The organism is Carboxylicivirga taeanensis, from assembly GCF_051851475.1.
Classification (GTDB): domain Bacteria; phylum Bacteroidota; class Bacteroidia; order Bacteroidales; family Marinilabiliaceae; genus Carboxylicivirga; species Carboxylicivirga taeanensis.
In genome coordinates this window covers 277732-294792 of record NZ_JBPUSJ010000006.1, presented here as the reverse complement: position 1 = coordinate 294792, position 17061 = coordinate 277732, and the positions used below count along the sequence as shown (strand labels likewise).

Genomic DNA, 17061 nt, shown 5'->3' with positions numbered 1-17061 from the left:
AAAATGACTGCCCATTGTTCTGTTCACAAACAGTTTTTCAGTATTTTTTGTAACCGTGGATAAAAATGAAAGTAAAACAGCGCATATTAATAAAAATATGTTGCACTTTTGGCAAAAAATTCAAATCAGTGGAAGTATCGATTTTATATAGCGCTATAGGCATTTACCTGGCCTCGTGGCTTTTCCAGACTTTTTACCATTTATTTTTCCTTTTAAAACCATCGCAGTTTAAGCCGCTGGCACCTCAACAGGAGCCGATGCCACTTTCTGTAATTATTTGTGCAAAGAACGAAGCCCAGAACTTAAAAAAATTCATTCCTGAAATTTGCCAGCAGGATTATCCGCAGTACCAAGTAATTGTGGTTAACGACTGCTCAAGCGATGAGACCGAAATGGTTTTGGCCCAATTAAAAACCCAGTTCAACAACCTGTATTACACCAATATCCCCTTAAACAAACAGCATTACCAAGGCAAAAAGTTAGCCATAACAATTGGAGTTAAGGCTGCCCAATATGAGCACCTTGTGTTTACCGATGCAGATTGTCGCCCCGCCTCAAAGCTGTGGCTAAAATCCATCAGCAGCCAGTTTACCTCTGAAAAGCAGATAATTATAGGCCATGGCCGTTTCGAAAAGCAAAAAACACTATTTAACCTCTTTTTGCGCTACGAAACATTTTTCAATGCGGTGCAGTACATGGGTTTTGCTTTACGGGGCAAACCATTTATGGCAGTTGGACGCAACATGGCCTACACCAAGTCGCTGTTTGAAAACAATCAAGTTTTTAAGCCCTATTTAAATATGGCTTCGGGCGATGATGACCTTTTTATTCGCAGTTGTGCAAATAAACATAACACTACCGTTCAGCTAAATTATGATAGCCAAACAATCTCCTTAGCCCCCAGAAGCTTTAGCGAGTGGGTAGAACGAAAATCAAGGCACCTCACAACAGCACCGGTCTACAAATTTGGCACAAAATGCTGGCTGATTAGCGAACCATTAACTCGTCAAATATTGTGGCTACTAACACTTTGTTCACTTTTTTTTCCTACTTTTGCTCCCGTAGCATTGGTGTTATTTTCTGTCCGACTGCTGACTTTGCACATCCTACTTGCCAAAGCAGCTAAAAAAATGGGAGAAAGTAAATTGTATTGGGCGACCATTCTCTTTGATTTTATAACACCATGGTTAGTTGGGAGTGTTTGGGTAATTAATATGTTTAGCGCAAAGAAGAAGAAATGGAAGTAAATCCGAATCTATCTGATAAGGCAAAATACGATTTAGAATTAGTAGAAACAGCAGTGAAAGGCGATCAAAAAGCATACGCCGAACTGATGGGCCGCTACAGAGACGCTATTTACTTTATGCTCCTCAAAATGGTGAATAACAAAAGTGATGCTGAGGACTTAACCATAGAAGCATTTGGTAAAGCATTTAAAAACATTCACCAGTATTCACCCAATTATGCATTTAGCACCTGGCTGTTTAAGATTGCTTCAAACAACTGCATCGATTTCCTGAGAAAAAAACGCAATAACATTGTCTCTATCGACGGAGGCATGAGCGATGATAAGGAAAACGATCAGCCCATTCATCTCAAAGACGAAACACCCGACCCGGAAGAAAACCTGATTAAACAGCAAAAGAAAATTTTAATGCGTACCGTGGTCAAAAAACTCAAACCGCGTTACCGCATTTTGATTGAGCTACGCTATTTCAAAGAATTTTCATACGAAGAAATAGCCGAAGAGCTGGATTTACCTCTAGGAACTGTAAAAGCACAGCTTTTTAGAGCCCGAGAGCTCCTCTTCAACACCCTGAAAAACTCAGATATCAAAATAACTTAGTCCGTATTTTTTAACCTTAAGTGTTCAGAGGAAATAATCCTCTGCTAATTTTATCATGGAGTTAATAAAAAAATACTTTCCAAATCTTGAGCCTGCGGCTGAAGAAAAGCTAAGTAAATTGGGAGATTTATATGCTGATTGGAATTCGAAAATCAATGTGATATCACGAAAAGACATGGATCATTTTTATGAACGCCATGTTCTGCACTCGTTAGGCATTGCCGCATTTATACAGTTTGAAAAAGATACCCAAATACTGGATGTCGGATGTGGTGGTGGCTTCCCTGGAATTCCGCTGGCCATTATGAACCCCGATAGTAAGTTTCACCTGATCGATTCAATTGGGAAAAAAATTAAAGTTGTAAAAGGTGTTGCCGAAGCACTTGGACTTAACAACCTGACTGCCGAGCAAGTGCGCGTCGAAAACCATCCGAAACAATACGACTTTATTATCAGCCGCGCAGTGACAGCTTTTCCCGATTTTGTGAAGCTCTGCCATAATAAGTTCCTGCCCGAAAATAAAAATGCCATCACTAATGGTATCATCTATCTAAAAGGAGGCGACTTTGAAGCTGAAGTGAATGAGTTCAAAAACAGAATTTCAGTAACGCCACTAACCAACTACTTTGAGGAACCTTTTTTTGAAACCAAAAAGATCATACATCTGTCGATGTAAGCAACAGAAGAATAAACATTAACCAATGCCAAAAAAGCATTGATTTTTTTTTGGAAGATAAAAAAAACGTGTATTTTTGCAGTCCGAAAAGTTAAGGTATTGACTTAATCAAAACACTCTGAAAGAATGAGGCTCCCGAACCAGTTCTTTTGGAAGGTTACAATCAAAGAAAAATAAAAAAATTACATAGTAATGAAAAGGACATTTCAACCATCGAACAGAAAGAGAAGAAACAAGCATGGTTTCCGCTCAAGAATGGCCACTGCTAATGGTCGTAAGGTTTTAGCTTCAAGAAGAGCCAAAGGACGTAGAAAACTTAGTGTTTCTAGCGAAAAAAGACATAAAGCTTAATTGAAAGCTTTCAGCATAAAAAAAAGTAAAGAATCCAATATGGGTTCTTTACTTTTTTTATGCCCCTAACTCTGATAGCAGAAGTTTTACTATTTTTGACAAGCTGTTAGAAACCGGCCTAAAAAAACAGGACGGATAAAACCAAAATGCATATGTCAATCTTAAAAAAAATACTGAGCAATGTGTTTATTAAAAACATCTTATTAGCCATTGCTGTAGTAACACTGGTTCTTATTGCCACTTTTGTCAGTTTAAACATCTACACCAATCATGGCGAATACTACCCGGTTCCCGACTTTAGGGGACTCACGGAAGATCAGGTTAGTCAACTAATCGAAGAAAAAGGCTTTCGTTATAACATTATTGACTCAGTACATATTGATGAATATTTGCCAGGCGCCGTTATTGAACAAATACCAGCCCCAGGCAGCATGGTGAAAGAAAATAGAAATATCCATTTCACAATTAAAGCCATTGCTCCTGAAAAAGTACAAATACCGAACCTGGTGGATTATTCTTTACGAAACGCCAAAGTTATCTTGGAATCCTATGGCCTGGTAATTGGTGAACTCATCTATGTGCCCAGCGAATACCGAAATCTGGTAATTCAACAGCTCTACAGAGGTAAACCTGTTGAGCCCGGAACAGTTGTTTTAAAAGGCTCGGTTATCGACCTACACATTGGTAAAGGTTTGAGCACGGAGCAAACAAATGTACCAGACCTTAAAGCGCTGACCCTTGACGAGGCACAGAGTTATTCCAACTCGGTATCGCTTAATATTGGTGCCATTATTTATGATGAATCGGTACTGACAGCCGAAGATTCTACATCAGCTTTTATATGGAAGCAGCAGCCATCGGCCGAAACAGGCGAACGAATTCCGCTTGGTTCATCCATAGATATTTGGCTGAGTGTTGACACCGCTAAAGTAAATTATTAAAAGTATTTATCCTTACACATACAGTATGGCAGACGAGCACATGCAAGATGAATTTGATGAGTTGGAGGAGCTGGATGATAACACCAATCCGGACGAAAGTAATGAGTTGTATGAGCACTATCGGTTTATAGCCGATGCCGGCCAAAAACCGCTGCGCATTGACAAGTTTCTGGTGAACCGGATAGAGAATGCATCGCGCAATAAGATACAGGATGCGGCGGCAGCCGGAAATATCCGGGTGGATGACAAACCGGTTAAATCCAACTATAAAATAAAGGCCAATGATGTCATAACCATTGTAATGTCCTTTCCACGCCGGGAACTGAAAATCATTGCACAAGATATTCCCTTGGACATTGCCCACGAAGATGACGACTTAATCATTATCAATAAACAACCGGGCATGGTGGTGCATCCCGGCCACGGCAACTATACCGGCACATTGGTCAATGCTCTGGCCTGGCACCTGAAAGATCTGCCCTTATTTCACTCAGAAGATCCCCGACCGGGTTTGGTGCATCGCATCGACAAAGACACCTCGGGGCTGCTTGTAGTGGCAAAAACTGAAGAAGCCAAAAACTTTTTGGCCCGCCAGTTTTTCGACAAAAGCTCAACCCGCACCTACGTGGCACTGGTATGGGGCCAACCAGCAGAAGATGAAGGCACCATTGTGGGAAACATAGGCCGCAGCCTGCAAGATCGCAAGCAAATGGCGGTTTTTCCTGATGGCGATAGAGGCAAGCATGCCGTTACCCATTATAAAGTATTGGAGCGACTGGGCTATGTTTCGCTTGTTGAATGTCGCTTAGAGACCGGACGCACCCACCAGATCAGGGCCCACATGAAGTACATCGGTCATCCGCTGTTTAATGACGAGCGCTATGGAGGCGACCAGATATTAAAAGGCACGACTTTTACCAAGTATAAACAGTTTGTGCAGAACTGCTTTAAAATACTGCCACGTCAGGCTTTACATGCCAAAACCCTGGGCTTTATTCATCCGAGCACAAAGGAATACATCGATTTTAATTCGGAGATTCCTGAGGACATGATGCAAGCCATCGAAAAATGGAGAGGCTATATTGCAGGACGAGAAAACGACTAAATCACAAACATACAATACCATCATTAACTATAATGAAAAACATCGGTGTAATATACGGCGGCTACTCATCAGAAATTATTGTTTCTGAAAAAAGTAAAGACGGAGTGATGTCTTTTATAGACGCCACCAACTACCATCGCTATCCCATTTTAATCACTAAAGAAAAATGGTGTGCAATAGTTGATAATGAAGAATATCCGGTTGATAAAAATGATTTTTCGTTTACCATTAATGACCAAAAAATCACAATCGACTTTGCCTACATAACCATCCATGGTACGCCTGGCGAAGACGGCTTGCTGCAAGGTTACTTTAATATGCTGGGAATCCCACATAGCACCTGCGATGTGCAGGCAGCCTCAATCAGCTTTAATAAATTTACCTGCAACACCTACCTGAAAGGCTTTGGTGTAGCCATAGCCGATTCGGTACTGCTGCGCAAGGGCAATACCTTTAATAATGACGACATTATTAAACAACTTGGTCTGCCCTGCTTTGTGAAGCCCAATGCAGGAGGTTCGAGTTTTGGCATTACAAAGGTTAAAGAGGCCAGTGAATTAACAGCGGCTATTGAAAAAGCGTTTACCGAGAGTAATGAGGTAATTATTGAACAGTTCATTAGCGGAACAGAAGTAACCTGCGGTTTATATAAAACCAGTAACAAACAAGTGGTGTTTCCGTTAACAGAAGTGGTGAGTAAGAATGAGTTTTTTGACTTTGAGGCTAAATACACAGCCAGCAAGGTGGAAGAGATTACGCCAGCACGAATTGAAGACAGTGCCAGAGACCGTATCCAATCCATCTCGTCGCTCATCTATGATATTTTAGGCTGCAAAGGCATTATTCGTGTTGATTACATCATAAGCGACAATAAAATATTCCTGCTGGAAGTAAACACGACACCGGGCATGACCGTTACCAGCTTTATTCCCCAACAGATTGAAGCGGCTGGCTTAAATATTCAGGCGGTATTTAGCGAGATCATTGAGGATAGCACCTTACGAGCTCAGCAAGGATAAAACAAGGTAAAAAACGGCTCTTTAGAAGCCTAAATCCGGCAAAGATACTGGAATCAACCATGAAACATTAGTTCATTCGAACTAAATGAATGTACAACAATACGCTACGGCACTTGAGAATACAAAAAAGCCTGATAACTAAAAGAAGTTATCAGGCTTTTAAATTTATTGCGATTTGCTTTTAATCTTCAATGTAACTTTCGATTGGTTCGCAGGCACACACTAAATTGCGATCGCCATAAGCATCGTCTACACGGGCTACATCAATCCAGAACTTATTCTCGCGGATGAAAGGCAAAGGATAGGCCGCTTTTTCGCGTCCGTAAGAGTGATTCCACTCATCGGCCACCACTTTATAAGCCGGGTGAGGCGCGTTCTTCAACACGTTATCTTCCCTGTCAACCGTGCCGTTCTCAATCTCTTGGATCTCAGCATAAATCGATTTCATAGCGGCGATAAAACGGTCCAGCTCCTGAAGCGATTCACTTTCGGTTGGCTCCACCATTAAGGTTCCATATACCGGGAACGATAAAGTTGGGGCATGAAATCCGTAATCCATCAAGCGCTTGGCAATATCAGTTTCGGTAATGCCAGAAGCTGCTTTAAAATGACGACATTCCAAAATCATTTCGTGGGCAACACGGCCATTCTTACCTGTGTAAAGAATACCATAGTCATCCTTCAGCTGCGAGGCCATATAATTGGCATTTAAAATAGCCATTTTGGTCGACTGCGTCAGTCCCTCACCACCCAGCATTTTGATATAACCATAGGTAATAGGCAATACACTGGCACTGCCCCAAGGCGCTGCAGAAACAGCCGTTATACCTTTTCGTCCGTTATCAATAACAGGGTGAGTAGGTAAGAAATCAACCAGATGCTTGGCAACACCAATTGGTCCAACACCTGGTCCACCACCACCGTGTGGGATAGCAAATGTTTTATGTAAATTCAGGTGGCATACGTCTGCTCCAATGTGTCCAGGGCTGGTCAAACCAACCTGAGCATTCATATTAGCACCATCCATGTATACCTGGCCACCATTATCATGAATAATCTGACACACCTCAATAATCGACTCCTCAAACACACCGTGTGTTGATGGATAAGTCACCATTAAGTTCGACAGGTTGTCTTTGTGCTCCTCGGCTTTGACACGCAAGTCTTCAACATCAATGTTTCCTTTTTCGTCGCACTTAACCACCACAACCTTCATACCAGCCATTACAGCACTGGCCGGGTTAGTACCGTGGGCTGAAGCCGGAATAATCGAAATATTACGATGCCCTTCTCCACGACTTTCGTGGTAGGCCTGAATAACCATTAAACCAGCATATTCACCGGCTGCACCTGAATTTGGCTGTAAGCTCACATCGGCAAAACCAGTAATTTCAGACAGGTCGCTGCGTAACTCATCCATCATCATGTGGTAACCTAAGGCCTGGTTGGTAGGAATAAATGGGTGCAAGCCATTAAACTCAATCCAGCTCAAAGGGAACATTTCCGTTGAGGCATTCAGTTTCATGGTACAAGAGCCCAGTGAAATCATCGAATGCGTTAAAGAAATATCGCGGCGCTCCAGCTTTTTAATGTAGCGCACCATTTCAGCTTCGGAACGGTATTTTTTAAAGATGTCCTGAGTAAGGAAAGGACTAGTACGGGCCAACTCGGGCCTGATAGACATCTCGTCACTGAAATCACCAATAACAGGCACGTCTTTTCCAGCCGCCTTAGCAAAAACCTCGATAATCCAGTTAAGGTCGAACAGGTTGGTCGTTTCATCAATACTGATACCCACATCCCCGTTTTCGTAGTATCGGAAGTTCATTTCCAAATCGAGGCTGAAACGCTCGATATCTTCAACCTTCACCCCTGCAGGCAATTGGAAACGAATGGTATCGAAATAGTCCTTATTTAGTTGCTTATACCCTAGTTTTTCAACCTCACGGGCAATTTGATAGGTAATCGCATGAATGCGCTGAGCAATTGCCCGTATGCCTTCCTCACCATGATATACCGCATAAAAACCGGCCATGGTTGCCAATAAGGCCTGTGCTGTACAGATATTTGAAGTGGCGCGCTCCCGCTTAATATGCTGCTCACGGGTTTGCAAGGCCATCCGCAAAGCACGCTTGCCATTCACATCTTTGGTGATTCCGATAATACGGCCTGGCAGCTGACGCTTTAATTCTTCTTTGGTAGCAAAATAGGCGGCATGAGGTCCTCCGTATCCCATTGGAATACCAAAACGCTGAGTGGTTCCAAATACGACATCAGCTCCCCACTCTCCCGGAGGTGTAAGCAGAGCTAAAGACATCAGATCGGCTGCTACTGCAATGCGGCAATCGTGTTCGTGAACCTTTTCAGTTAAGGCTTTGTAGCACTCGACCGTACCATTAGAGTTCGGGTACTGCACCATCACACCAAATACCTTGTCATCGCAGGCAAAGGCATGAATATCGCCAAACTGCAACTCAATACCAAGTGGTTTAGCTCTGGTAACCAATACCTCCTTGGTTTGGGGCCACATGTTTTCATCGGCAAAAAACACATTAACGTCTGCTTTTACCTGCTTACGGCTTCTGGAGTTAAACAGCATAATCATTGCTTCGGCAGCGGCCGTCGCCTCATCCAGCAAAGATGCGTTGGCTAACTCCATGCCTGTCATCTCTGTTACCACCGTTTGAAAATTCAGTAAGGCTTCAAGGCGTCCCTGTGAAATTTCGGCCTGATAAGGCGTATAAGATGTGTACCATACCGGATTCTCCAAAACATTACGTTGAATAACGGCAGGTGTAATAACATCGTAATAGCCCATACCAATATAGGTGTTGTACACTTTATTTTGTTGGGCAATATCATGTATCTTCCTAAAATACTGACGTTCAGTCAACCCCTTTCCTATATTTAAAGGCTTTTTCAACCGAATCGAAGCCGGTACGGTTTGTTCAATCAGCTCATCGAGGCTCGATGCGCCAATTGTTTGTAGCATGGTGTCAATCTCATGATCCCTAGGACCAATGTGGCGAGAGACGAACTTATCGGTTCCCATATGCTTATGCGTTTATGTTATCGATTTACTTTTGTTAAAATGAAGATTCAAATTGATTAATAAAAACTTAAAAAGACAATGATATTTGCTTGGTTAATAGAAAAAAAATATCAGTGCCATTAAACAAAAAACTCCTTTGTTGCAGGACAAAGGAGTTTTAAATAGCTAGCTCAAAAATGGATTATTGGTGCGTTCATGTCCAATTGTTGATGACGGCCCGTGTCCGGGATAGATGGTCACATCATCATCGAGTGTGAGCAGTTTACTTTTGATATTAGCGACTAATGTTTCAAAATCGCCTCCCGGTAAATCAGCCCGGCCAATACTTTCGCGGAACAAAACATCACCAACAATGGCCATCTTATCGTCCTTGCTATAAAAAACGATGCCTCCGGGTGAATGTCCTGGCACATGAATAACTTCCAGAGATGAATGACCAAAGCTTACTGTATCCCCTTCGCTCAGGTAGTTGCCTATTGCTGGCGGATTGGCATCGAGCTGCATGCCGAAATTAGCGGCATAATCTACGGTTTGTTGGCCCCAGAACTCATCATCTTTATGCGCCTCTAATTTTAAACCATAGGTATCGGCTATAAATTTACTGCCAAATACATGATCGAGGTGCATATGTGTTTGCAACATACGAACCGGTTTATATCCCCGGTCATCAATAAATTTGGCAACTGAATTTCGCTCTTCGGGCGATAAGCACCCTGGATCGATAATAACACATTCTTTTGTTTCATCTGACAGGATATACGTATTTTCCTGCCACGGATTGATTGGTATTATGTCTACTCGTATCATCTATATTAAGGGTTTTGGCTATCAGCATTTAGCTGCAGCACATTATCATAATTACTTTCCGGCAATACCATTCAGCATTGGGACAAAAGCACACTCTTCAATTTCCTCTTGCTCAAACTCTTCCTCATTAATGCGGGTAATACGCATCAATACCTGCCGGGTATCTCCGAGGGGAATGACCATGATACCTCCCACCTTTAGCTGCATGAGCAGACTCTTGGGAACAAAGGGAGCCCCGGCGGTAATAATTATCTTATCAAAAGGAGCCTGTGCGGGTAATCCCTCATACCCATCACCCAAATAAAAACGCCCCTGATACCCTAACTCTCTGAGCAAACGCGTAGAGCGCTGATAAAGTTCACTCTGACGTTCAATTGAGAAAAGCTTCACCCCCATCTCAATTAAAACGGCCGCCTGATAGCCAGAACCGGTTCCAACCTCCAGTACTTTCTCCCCGGCTTGTGCTTGGAGCAATTGCGACTGCAAGGCTACAGTATACGGTTGTGAAATAGTTTGTCCCGCACCAATAGGAAAAGCCTTATCCTGATAGGCGAATTTTATGAACCCACTTTCCAAAAATAAATGACGCGGCACTTTACCGATGGCCACCAGCACATTGGGGTCAACAATGTTTTTTTGTTTTAACTCCTGCACCAGGCGGTTTCGCATGCCTATATGTCTGAATGAATCATTACGCACCATGGCCGCAAAAATAGTGTTTTATTCGAATTACCATGAGGAGAGCCTCACTGTTTAGCTGCCATCCTTAATACTCTTTTTAATAACACCGCCACCTGCCATAAGCGGTAAGATAGAGCCCTGATCGAATAATTTAGAGAAGAAGGTATACTAAAACCTATTACACCTGCGTTATTCTTAGCATAGATACTAAGGGAAAACTTTTGAATGACAGGGGGAATACTATGCAACTTGCTCAGCTAGATATATATAATTACAATGAAGAAATAAGTAAGAGAATTGCAAAAAGCGAGCCTCAGCTGCAAACTACGCCCTATAAATGGGCACTAACTGCAGCAGCAATCAAACGTTGCTGCGACATTGCAGTTTCGTTAGTGGGTCTGTTATTGATTCTTCCATTTGTACCGCTTATTTACTGGAAGATTAAAAAAGATTCAGCAGGACCATTTATTTACAGACAAGAACGCATTGGAAAAGGAGGACGTAAATTTATTATTCTCAAATTCAGAACTATGTATATGGACGCTGAAAAAGATGGTCCGGCCCTCTCTTCGCAAAACGATGCCAGAGTAACTCCTTTCGGCCGCTTTTTAAGGAAATGGCGGCTCGATGAATTTCCCCAATTTTGGAATGTACTTAAAGGCGATATGTCCGTAATTGGCCCCCGGCCAGAAAGACAATATTACATTGAGCAACTGGCCAAAGATGAGCCTTGTTTTAACGAACTACTCAATGTAAAACCTGGCATTACCTCGTTGGGTCAGGTCCTTTATGGATATGCTGAAAACAAAACAGAAATGCTTCGTCGCATCAAACTGGAACTGTTTTATACCAGAAACTACTCTATGAGCCTTGACCTAAGAGTATTTGTTTATACGCTCAGAACCCTGATAAAAGCGGAGGGGAAATAAAAAGAGGCTGCTAAAACTAACAGCCTCTCCGCATAACTATTGTTTGACAAGCTTAAGTACTTCGGTACTTTCATTATCGCTAACACGCAAGAGGTAATGGCCCTGAGGCAACTCGCCCCAGTAGAAAGTTGTTTTTTGATGATACAACCATCCCTTCTTTAATAACGCCCCTGCTAAACTATAGAGTTCGTATGAAGCATTGCTGGATCGGGTGGTAATATGTATCTGATTTTTAAAAGGATTTGGACCAACCAATAATTGTGAGCTCTCTGAAGGATCTTTAACCGAAGTAGGCTGGTCAAAGCCCGTTAGTTTCTTTTGGCTATACATCAGATACTCCCCAGGTTTCAAGGTAAGTTCCATCTGCCGGTCAGTTACATTGATGCTATCGCGTGCAAAAATATCGTACCACTTTCCTGTCGTACTAAAATTAGGCGTTATAGTGGCAGCTGTTACGCCAAAGTTAGCCACCATCCGAATGTCTGAACCACTCATGTTTAACTCAATTCGCTTAGTGGTTCCTGCCACATCCATCGAGTAGTCGGCAGTTGAAAAAACGGGCTCGTTTTTCTTGTAATCAATCATTAGCTGATAGACTTTAAACAAACGTCGGCGCTCAGCACTGTTTTGATACTCCCAAACGGGTGGTTTAGGCGCCAATCTGCAATCATTACTGTTAGACCCATCTGTACAACGGTTAATACTTAAATCGAAACCCAGCTCGCCAAACTGCCAAATCATCGTCGGTCCGGGGATGGCCATCAACATGGCTGCGGCGGCCTCTGTGCGCCGTAAAGCTGTCGCTTCTAATTTAACATTGTAGTCGCCACTAGCATTGCCATATTGCAGGTTTTTATACATGATACGTTCCTCATCGTGGCTTTCCATATAATTGACAATGTGCGGCTTATCCCAGCCTCTTTTTTGGTAAGATGTCCAGGAGAAATCAGAGGCATACCCCATTGTAGCTTCATTAAATGAATGATTGGCATTGCCCCATAGCAATATTCCATGATTGGCTAGCTCCAATTCTTCGGCATTATCAGCCAGGTGCTCAAAAATAACCAAAGCATCGCTTTTGCGTTTCCAAATTTCATCGGCCATCCTTTTCAAAAGGCTTACTCTATCAGCATCGGGCCCATTGGCCCACTCATCATGTGCAATTGTAAAAGGTGTATTGGAAAATCCTTTTGTAAAATCAAAACGAAAACCATCCACTTTATATTCACTCATCCAATAACTACAAATGCTATCGACCAATTCCTGGGTATCCAAACTTTCATGGTTAAAGTCATAGCCCCAACTTAAACCCGGATTCTCAATATTTGATTCAGCATTGTACCAAGGATTGTTCAATGGTTTGCCATCAGGCCCCAGGTACATTTGGGCAAAAGGGGACTGTCCATAAGAATGGTTCAATACCATGTCCATGATAACTGCTATTCCTGCTTTGTGGCACTCATCTATAAACGTTTTATAATCGTCAACGGTGCCGTAGGCCTTGTCTGCAGCAAAATAAAACGACGGATTATAGCCCCAGCTGTCATTTCCTTCAAACTCATTAAAAGGCATTAGCTCAATGGCATTTACTCCGAGCCGTTTCAAATACGACAAGGTGTCTGTGATGGTTTTGATATCCTTATTGGCCGTAAAATCACGAATAAGCACTTCATAAATCACCAGTTTCTCGGGTGCTGGCGCTACAAAGTTGGGTACCTCCCAGTTAAAGCTTTGTTCAGCAGTAGTAAACGCACTTACAATACCATCTGTTTTTCCTGCAGGATAAGCTTTTAGATCAGGGTAAATTTGCTCGGGAATATACTGATCATTCCACGGGTCCAGTATTTTTGTGGCGTAAGGGTCGGCCACCTTTAGGTCACTCCCTATCCAAAACTGATAGGCATATTCCTTTGTGTCATCCAAGCCGTTGAGTGTTAACCAAAAATAGTCACCGTCCTTTTTCATCATGGCAGAATTGGATGGCTCCCAATTATTGAAGTCGCCCATTAAATATACATATTCTTTATTTGGCGCGTACAACACAACTGTTGCGGTATTGGCATCCATCACATTAACACCACGCAATAATTGTTTGGGCATTGGTTCATGAACCACTTCCCCTCTGACGAAAAACTTGGTGATAGCAGATACCGACCCATTGGCATCAGATGCAATGGCTTCCAGCTGATATTCATCCAAAGTAACATTGGTGATAGCGTGCACAATTGACTGCCCTGAACTGGTGGCCACAACTTCATCATTGACCTTGAGTTGCAAGTCATTATTCATAATAGCATTCACCTGGACCTGCACGGTTGAACCACTTTCATAGATCGAATTGTTGAGCGGACTACTAATGGTTACGGACAGCTGTTCATTAGTCACATCAACAAAAATATCCTTGTTGCCAGTATCTTTACCTTCTTTGGTATTATCGGCACTGCGAAAAACAAAAGCCATCTGCTTGATATCTTCCGATGCTGGCACGCCGTAATAATCACGAATATTTGGTGAAATTGTGAGCGTATATTGATTGGCGGAAACGCGTTCCATCTTGTATTTAGCATTGTTATCGCCCCAGCTGGGTGCATACTTCCAATCACTACCGCTAGCACTCTGGTTAGTAATGACCCCGGTGTGGGCATACACATCACCTTCATAGTCCATCAAGCCCTGCGTGCCTTGATCGGCATGAAAAGTAATGGTGACTGGCTTGGACAAAACCGGAATTGCCGGATCGGTGGTCACCACCTGTGCCACCATATGCCCTGAAAACAGAAGCAGACACAAGTACAACGCTACCTGCCTAAGAAACTTTATCTGGTAATTATCTCTCATAGTTGTTGTTTAAAAAAAAGCCGCCACAATGGGCGGCTTTTACTATAACAATTTTATCTGGTTAGTTGGCAGAAATGGTAATTGTAGCTTCTCTCTTATTTACCACAACATGATAGTTTCCTGTTTGAGCAACAAAGTACCAATTAGGGTCTCCATGATCTTCTGCTATAATTATATAATCTGTATCAAACGTTGTCAAAACATCATGACCATACCCTACAGGTCCCCAATCTGCCTGCTCAAAACATCTGAATGCACCTCCATTGTTAAAATCCACATCACCTTCCCAAATAAAGTGACCAACCCACTCCAATGAAGTTGGCTCTGTCCATCCCCAACCGTGAGTTGCGTCACCAGTCAAATACAAAGATGGTTCCGACGTTGCTTTCATTTGGATCGTGCCAGTTCCTTCATCAACCCAAATTTCATACCAACCGGTAGTACCAATAAACTCGAAGTTAGGATCCCCATCGCCAGCTTTTGGCTGTAAATATTCAGCAGGATAATTTGTAAAAACGTCCCAACCACCAAGAGATGACCCCCAATCCGGATTAGTAAAGAATCGGAAGTTTCCGTCTCCATCTGAGTCAAAATACGCTTTTGTGTAATATTTCTGTGGCTCTCCAGTTGAGGCTATCTCAACTGCTAAAGCAGGATCCCAACCTCCAACACCAGCTCCAATCATATAGATCGATGGGAATATGGTTGAATAGGGTGTTACTTTAATTGTAACTACTTCACTATAGTCTTCTGGTATTTGATAATTAACAGTCGACTCGATTCTAATATCAACTTCCGCTTCCTGACCCGCCTTTAATCCCATTTCAAGAAGTTTCTTATTTAACTCGGCATGGGTAAGGGATAGAGTATCTTCAGTTGTTATTGCTAAATTGCTAGCGGAACTAAAGTCACCTCCTTTTAAATCAAGGTCAACTGAAAAATCAATCTTAATATCCACTCCAAAGTCTGGCTTATCCCAACGGATTACCATCGCCACCTCATCTTTATCTTCCAAGGACAACGCAAAGCCATCACCTGACAAAGGCTCTGTTACAACAGGTGCATCTACATCTTCGGGATTCATTATTTTCACAAGCTCTTTGTCTTCTGAACAAGATGACATCACAGTCGTAAAAGCAACTAAAACTAAGAACAACTTATATAATCTTTTCATAATCTTAAATCTAACTTATTAATAGTTATCATTCTGCACAGCATTGGGATTCGCTGCTAATTCTGAAGAAGGAACAGGATAGACTGTCCGATGAGCACCTAATGAACGTCCATTGATTACACCACCTTTCCATGGCCATAAGTAATCACCAGTCGTAAACTTACCAAAGCGAATCAAGTCCTGACGACGATATCCTTCCCAGTAAAATTCACGCCCACGTTCCTCTAAAAGGAAGTCAAGGGTTAGATCTGCATCAGAGATATTATTATCAGCGTTACCGTAAGCCCTTTCAATAACCTCGTTAACATATCCAAGTGCCTTATCCCTTGTTCCATTACCACCTCGAACAACTGCTTCAGCATACATTAAATAAGAATCGGCTAAACGAAACATTGGATAATCAGTATCAACAAAATAGGGGTCTGCACCATTAGAAGTTCCATCGCTCGTTCTATTCTTAAATTTAGTCACATTAACCCCTTGAGTAAAATCTAGTGGGTTATCCATATCCAAACCAGCGTTAATGACCATTGTTGTGTTGTACTCTAAGTTTTCGCTAATATTCTGCGTTTTGGCTCGCATATCCCCAGCGGGTCGTGACTGAAATTTGTCGTATACCGAACGGGTTGCATGATTACCTCCCCAGTTACTAGACGGGTTTCCAACGTGATTCCCTAGTGCACCATTAGTACCTGCAGACATAATGTATTGACTAGCCGAGAACCCTTGTGTTTTTGATGCATCGATGGCTAAACCAAAAATGATCCCCTCAGCTTCATCATTATCTATCGAAAATAATTTCAAATAATTAGGCTCAAATGTATAGGCTGCATTGACCATCTCAGTATATTTAATAACCTCATCATAACTCGTTTTTCCTTCAACAGGATTTTCGACTCCGGAGAAGTTAACGGCGTTGATATACATTTTTGCCAAAACCATATACGCAGTTCCTGCATCCATGCGTCCGTATTCTCCATTACCAGCGGCTGGCAGTGCTGGAATAATTTCATTTTCCAGCTGATCTACGATCCAATTAAATAGTTCAACTCTTGTTGCAGGCGTTGGATATGCTTCTGTTGAGTTTTCATCGATGATAGCCATTTTACCATATAAATCGATTCCATGATAATAAGCTATTGCTCTGACTAACTTGGCTTCTGCACGCATTTGTTTAAACTCATCTGGATTAGCTTCCACAACTCCCCCACCAGCTGATTCTCTAAGAAACTCATTGGTCAATGATATCATGTAGTATAAACGATAGAACATACCAGCCACATACTGGTTATCTGCCGACCAAACTCCGTTCTGAATAGCTACTAAACCTCCATCATTCCAAGCATTCATGCATTCACCCGTTGGTAACTCTTGTAAATTCCAATAGTTACGCAAGTAGGCTGACATACCACCATCTGAAATGGTAGATAAATCACTCTCATTGTCATCACCATATTGTCCCGCAACATGATAACTACCATAAATCTTAGCCAATACTTGTTTATAACCTTCCAATGAAGAATAAACTTCCTCTCCAAATACTAAATTGGGATCGATTGGCTTTACATTTAAATCATCCTCACAAGCAGATAATACACCTGCAAGAAGAAATATATATACAATTAACTTTTTCATGATCTTA

Annotated in this window: 14 protein-coding genes; 8 read left to right on the top strand and 6 right to left on the bottom strand. The window is 42.1% G+C overall.

Annotated elements, in window-relative coordinates:
- Positions 1-128 precede the first annotated feature (128 nt).
- The 7 genes from ACSX1H_RS11630 to ACSX1H_RS11600 all read left to right on the top strand — a co-directional run bounded on the left by ACSX1H_RS11630 (position 129) and on the right by ACSX1H_RS11600 (position 5938).
- Complete coding sequence (locus ACSX1H_RS11630; protein WP_439184120.1) at positions 129-1247, top strand: glycosyltransferase; 1119 nt, start codon at positions 129-131, stop codon at positions 1245-1247.
- Positions 1238-1846: an RNA polymerase sigma factor gene (locus ACSX1H_RS11625; RefSeq protein ID WP_439184118.1), complete on the top strand. Its 609-nt coding sequence runs from the start codon at positions 1238-1240 to the stop codon at positions 1844-1846. The genes ACSX1H_RS11630 and ACSX1H_RS11625 overlap by 10 nt, the downstream gene beginning before the upstream one ends.
- A 55-nt stretch (positions 1847-1901) precedes the next feature.
- Positions 1902-2522 carry a 16S rRNA (guanine(527)-N(7))-methyltransferase RsmG gene (gene rsmG / locus ACSX1H_RS11620; RefSeq protein ID WP_439184117.1) on the top strand — a complete coding sequence of 207 codons (621 nt, stop codon included), beginning with the start codon at positions 1902-1904 and terminating at the stop codon, positions 2520-2522.
- Between the two features lie 192 nt (positions 2523-2714).
- Positions 2715-2873, top strand: a complete 159-nt coding sequence (gene rpmH, locus ACSX1H_RS11615) for a 50S ribosomal protein L34 (protein ID WP_439184115.1) — start codon at positions 2715-2717, stop codon at positions 2871-2873.
- A 152-nt stretch (positions 2874-3025) separates the two neighbouring features.
- On the top strand, positions 3026-3814 hold the full coding sequence (locus tag ACSX1H_RS11610; RefSeq protein ID WP_439184114.1) for a PASTA domain-containing protein: 789 nt from the start codon (positions 3026-3028) through the stop codon (positions 3812-3814).
- A 25-nt stretch (positions 3815-3839) separates the two neighbouring features.
- Complete coding sequence (locus ACSX1H_RS11605) at positions 3840-4919, top strand: RluA family pseudouridine synthase (RefSeq protein WP_439184112.1); 1080 nt, start codon at positions 3840-3842, stop codon at positions 4917-4919.
- A 32-nt stretch (positions 4920-4951) separates the two neighbouring features.
- Positions 4952-5938: a D-alanine--D-alanine ligase gene (locus ACSX1H_RS11600; RefSeq protein ID WP_439184110.1), complete on the top strand. Its 987-nt coding sequence runs from the start codon at positions 4952-4954 to the stop codon at positions 5936-5938.
- A 181-nt stretch (positions 5939-6119) separates the two neighbouring features.
- On the opposite strand, the gene gcvP is transcribed toward ACSX1H_RS11600, so the two are convergent.
- The 3 genes from gcvP to ACSX1H_RS11585 all read right to left on the bottom strand — a co-directional run bounded on the left by gcvP (position 6120) and on the right by ACSX1H_RS11585 (position 10499).
- Complete coding sequence (gene gcvP / locus ACSX1H_RS11595; RefSeq protein ID WP_439184108.1) at positions 6120-8990, bottom strand: aminomethyl-transferring glycine dehydrogenase; 2871 nt, start codon at positions 8988-8990, stop codon at positions 6120-6122.
- A gap of 165 nt (positions 8991-9155) precedes the next feature.
- A complete protein-coding gene (locus ACSX1H_RS11590; RefSeq protein WP_439184106.1) occupies positions 9156-9797 on the bottom strand; it encodes an MBL fold metallo-hydrolase in 642 nt (213 codons plus the stop codon).
- A 51-nt stretch (positions 9798-9848) separates the two neighbouring features.
- Positions 9849-10499 (bottom strand): protein-L-isoaspartate(D-aspartate) O-methyltransferase, encoded by a 651-nt coding sequence (locus ACSX1H_RS11585; protein ID WP_439184105.1) that lies wholly within the window; start codon positions 10497-10499, stop codon positions 9849-9851.
- A 221-nt stretch (positions 10500-10720) separates the two neighbouring features.
- Here ACSX1H_RS11585 and ACSX1H_RS11580 point away from each other — a divergent pair, with 221 nt between their 5' ends.
- The gene (locus ACSX1H_RS11580) at positions 10721-11407 is read left to right on the top strand and encodes a sugar transferase (protein WP_439184103.1); all 687 of its coding nucleotides are present in this window, start codon (positions 10721-10723) and stop codon (positions 11405-11407) included.
- Between the two features lie 36 nt (positions 11408-11443).
- On the opposite strand, the gene ACSX1H_RS11575 is transcribed toward ACSX1H_RS11580, so the two are convergent.
- The 3 genes from ACSX1H_RS11575 to ACSX1H_RS11565 all read right to left on the bottom strand — a co-directional run bounded on the left by ACSX1H_RS11575 (position 11444) and on the right by ACSX1H_RS11565 (position 17054).
- Positions 11444-14245 (bottom strand): alpha-amylase family glycosyl hydrolase, encoded by a 2802-nt coding sequence (locus tag ACSX1H_RS11575; RefSeq protein ID WP_439184101.1) that lies wholly within the window; start codon positions 14243-14245, stop codon positions 11444-11446.
- 61 nt (positions 14246-14306) lie between these two features.
- Positions 14307-15329, bottom strand: coding sequence for a SusE domain-containing protein (locus tag ACSX1H_RS11570; RefSeq protein ID WP_439184172.1), 1023 nt, complete (start codon positions 15327-15329; stop codon positions 14307-14309).
- A 108-nt stretch (positions 15330-15437) separates the two neighbouring features.
- A complete protein-coding gene (locus ACSX1H_RS11565) occupies positions 15438-17054 on the bottom strand; it encodes a RagB/SusD family nutrient uptake outer membrane protein (protein WP_439184099.1) in 1617 nt (538 codons plus the stop codon).
- Between the last annotated feature and the right edge of the window lie 7 nt (positions 17055-17061).

Coding starts and splice junctions, on each gene's coding strand:
- ACSX1H_RS11625 (WP_439184118.1), top strand. CDS start 1,238: ATGGAAGTAAATCCGAATCTATCTGATAAGGCAAAATACGATTTAGAA.
- rsmG (WP_439184117.1), top strand. CDS start 1,902: ATGGAGTTAATAAAAAAATACTTTCCAAATCTTGAGCCTGCGGCTGAA.
- rpmH (WP_439184115.1), top strand. CDS start 2,715: ATGAAAAGGACATTTCAACCATCGAACAGAAAGAGAAGAAACAAGCAT.
- ACSX1H_RS11610 (WP_439184114.1), top strand. CDS start 3,026: ATGTCAATCTTAAAAAAAATACTGAGCAATGTGTTTATTAAAAACATC.
- ACSX1H_RS11605 (WP_439184112.1), top strand. CDS start 3,840: ATGGCAGACGAGCACATGCAAGATGAATTTGATGAGTTGGAGGAGCTG.
- ACSX1H_RS11600 (WP_439184110.1), top strand. CDS start 4,952: ATGAAAAACATCGGTGTAATATACGGCGGCTACTCATCAGAAATTATT.
- gcvP (WP_439184108.1), bottom strand. CDS start 8,990: ATGGGAACCGATAAGTTCGTCTCTCGCCACATTGGTCCTAGGGATCAT.
- ACSX1H_RS11590 (WP_439184106.1), bottom strand. CDS start 9,797: ATGATACGAGTAGACATAATACCAATCAATCCGTGGCAGGAAAATACG.
- ACSX1H_RS11585 (WP_439184105.1), bottom strand. CDS start 10,499: ATGGTGCGTAATGATTCATTCAGACATATAGGCATGCGAAACCGCCTG.
- ACSX1H_RS11580 (WP_439184103.1), top strand. CDS start 10,721: ATGCAACTTGCTCAGCTAGATATATATAATTACAATGAAGAAATAAGT.
- ACSX1H_RS11575 (WP_439184101.1), bottom strand. CDS start 14,245: ATGAGAGATAATTACCAGATAAAGTTTCTTAGGCAGGTAGCGTTGTAC.
- ACSX1H_RS11570 (WP_439184172.1), bottom strand. CDS start 15,329: ATGAATCCCGAAGATGTAGATGCACCTGTTGTAACAGAGCCTTTGTCA.
- ACSX1H_RS11565 (WP_439184099.1), bottom strand. CDS start 17,054: ATGAAAAAGTTAATTGTATATATATTTCTTCTTGCAGGTGTATTATCT.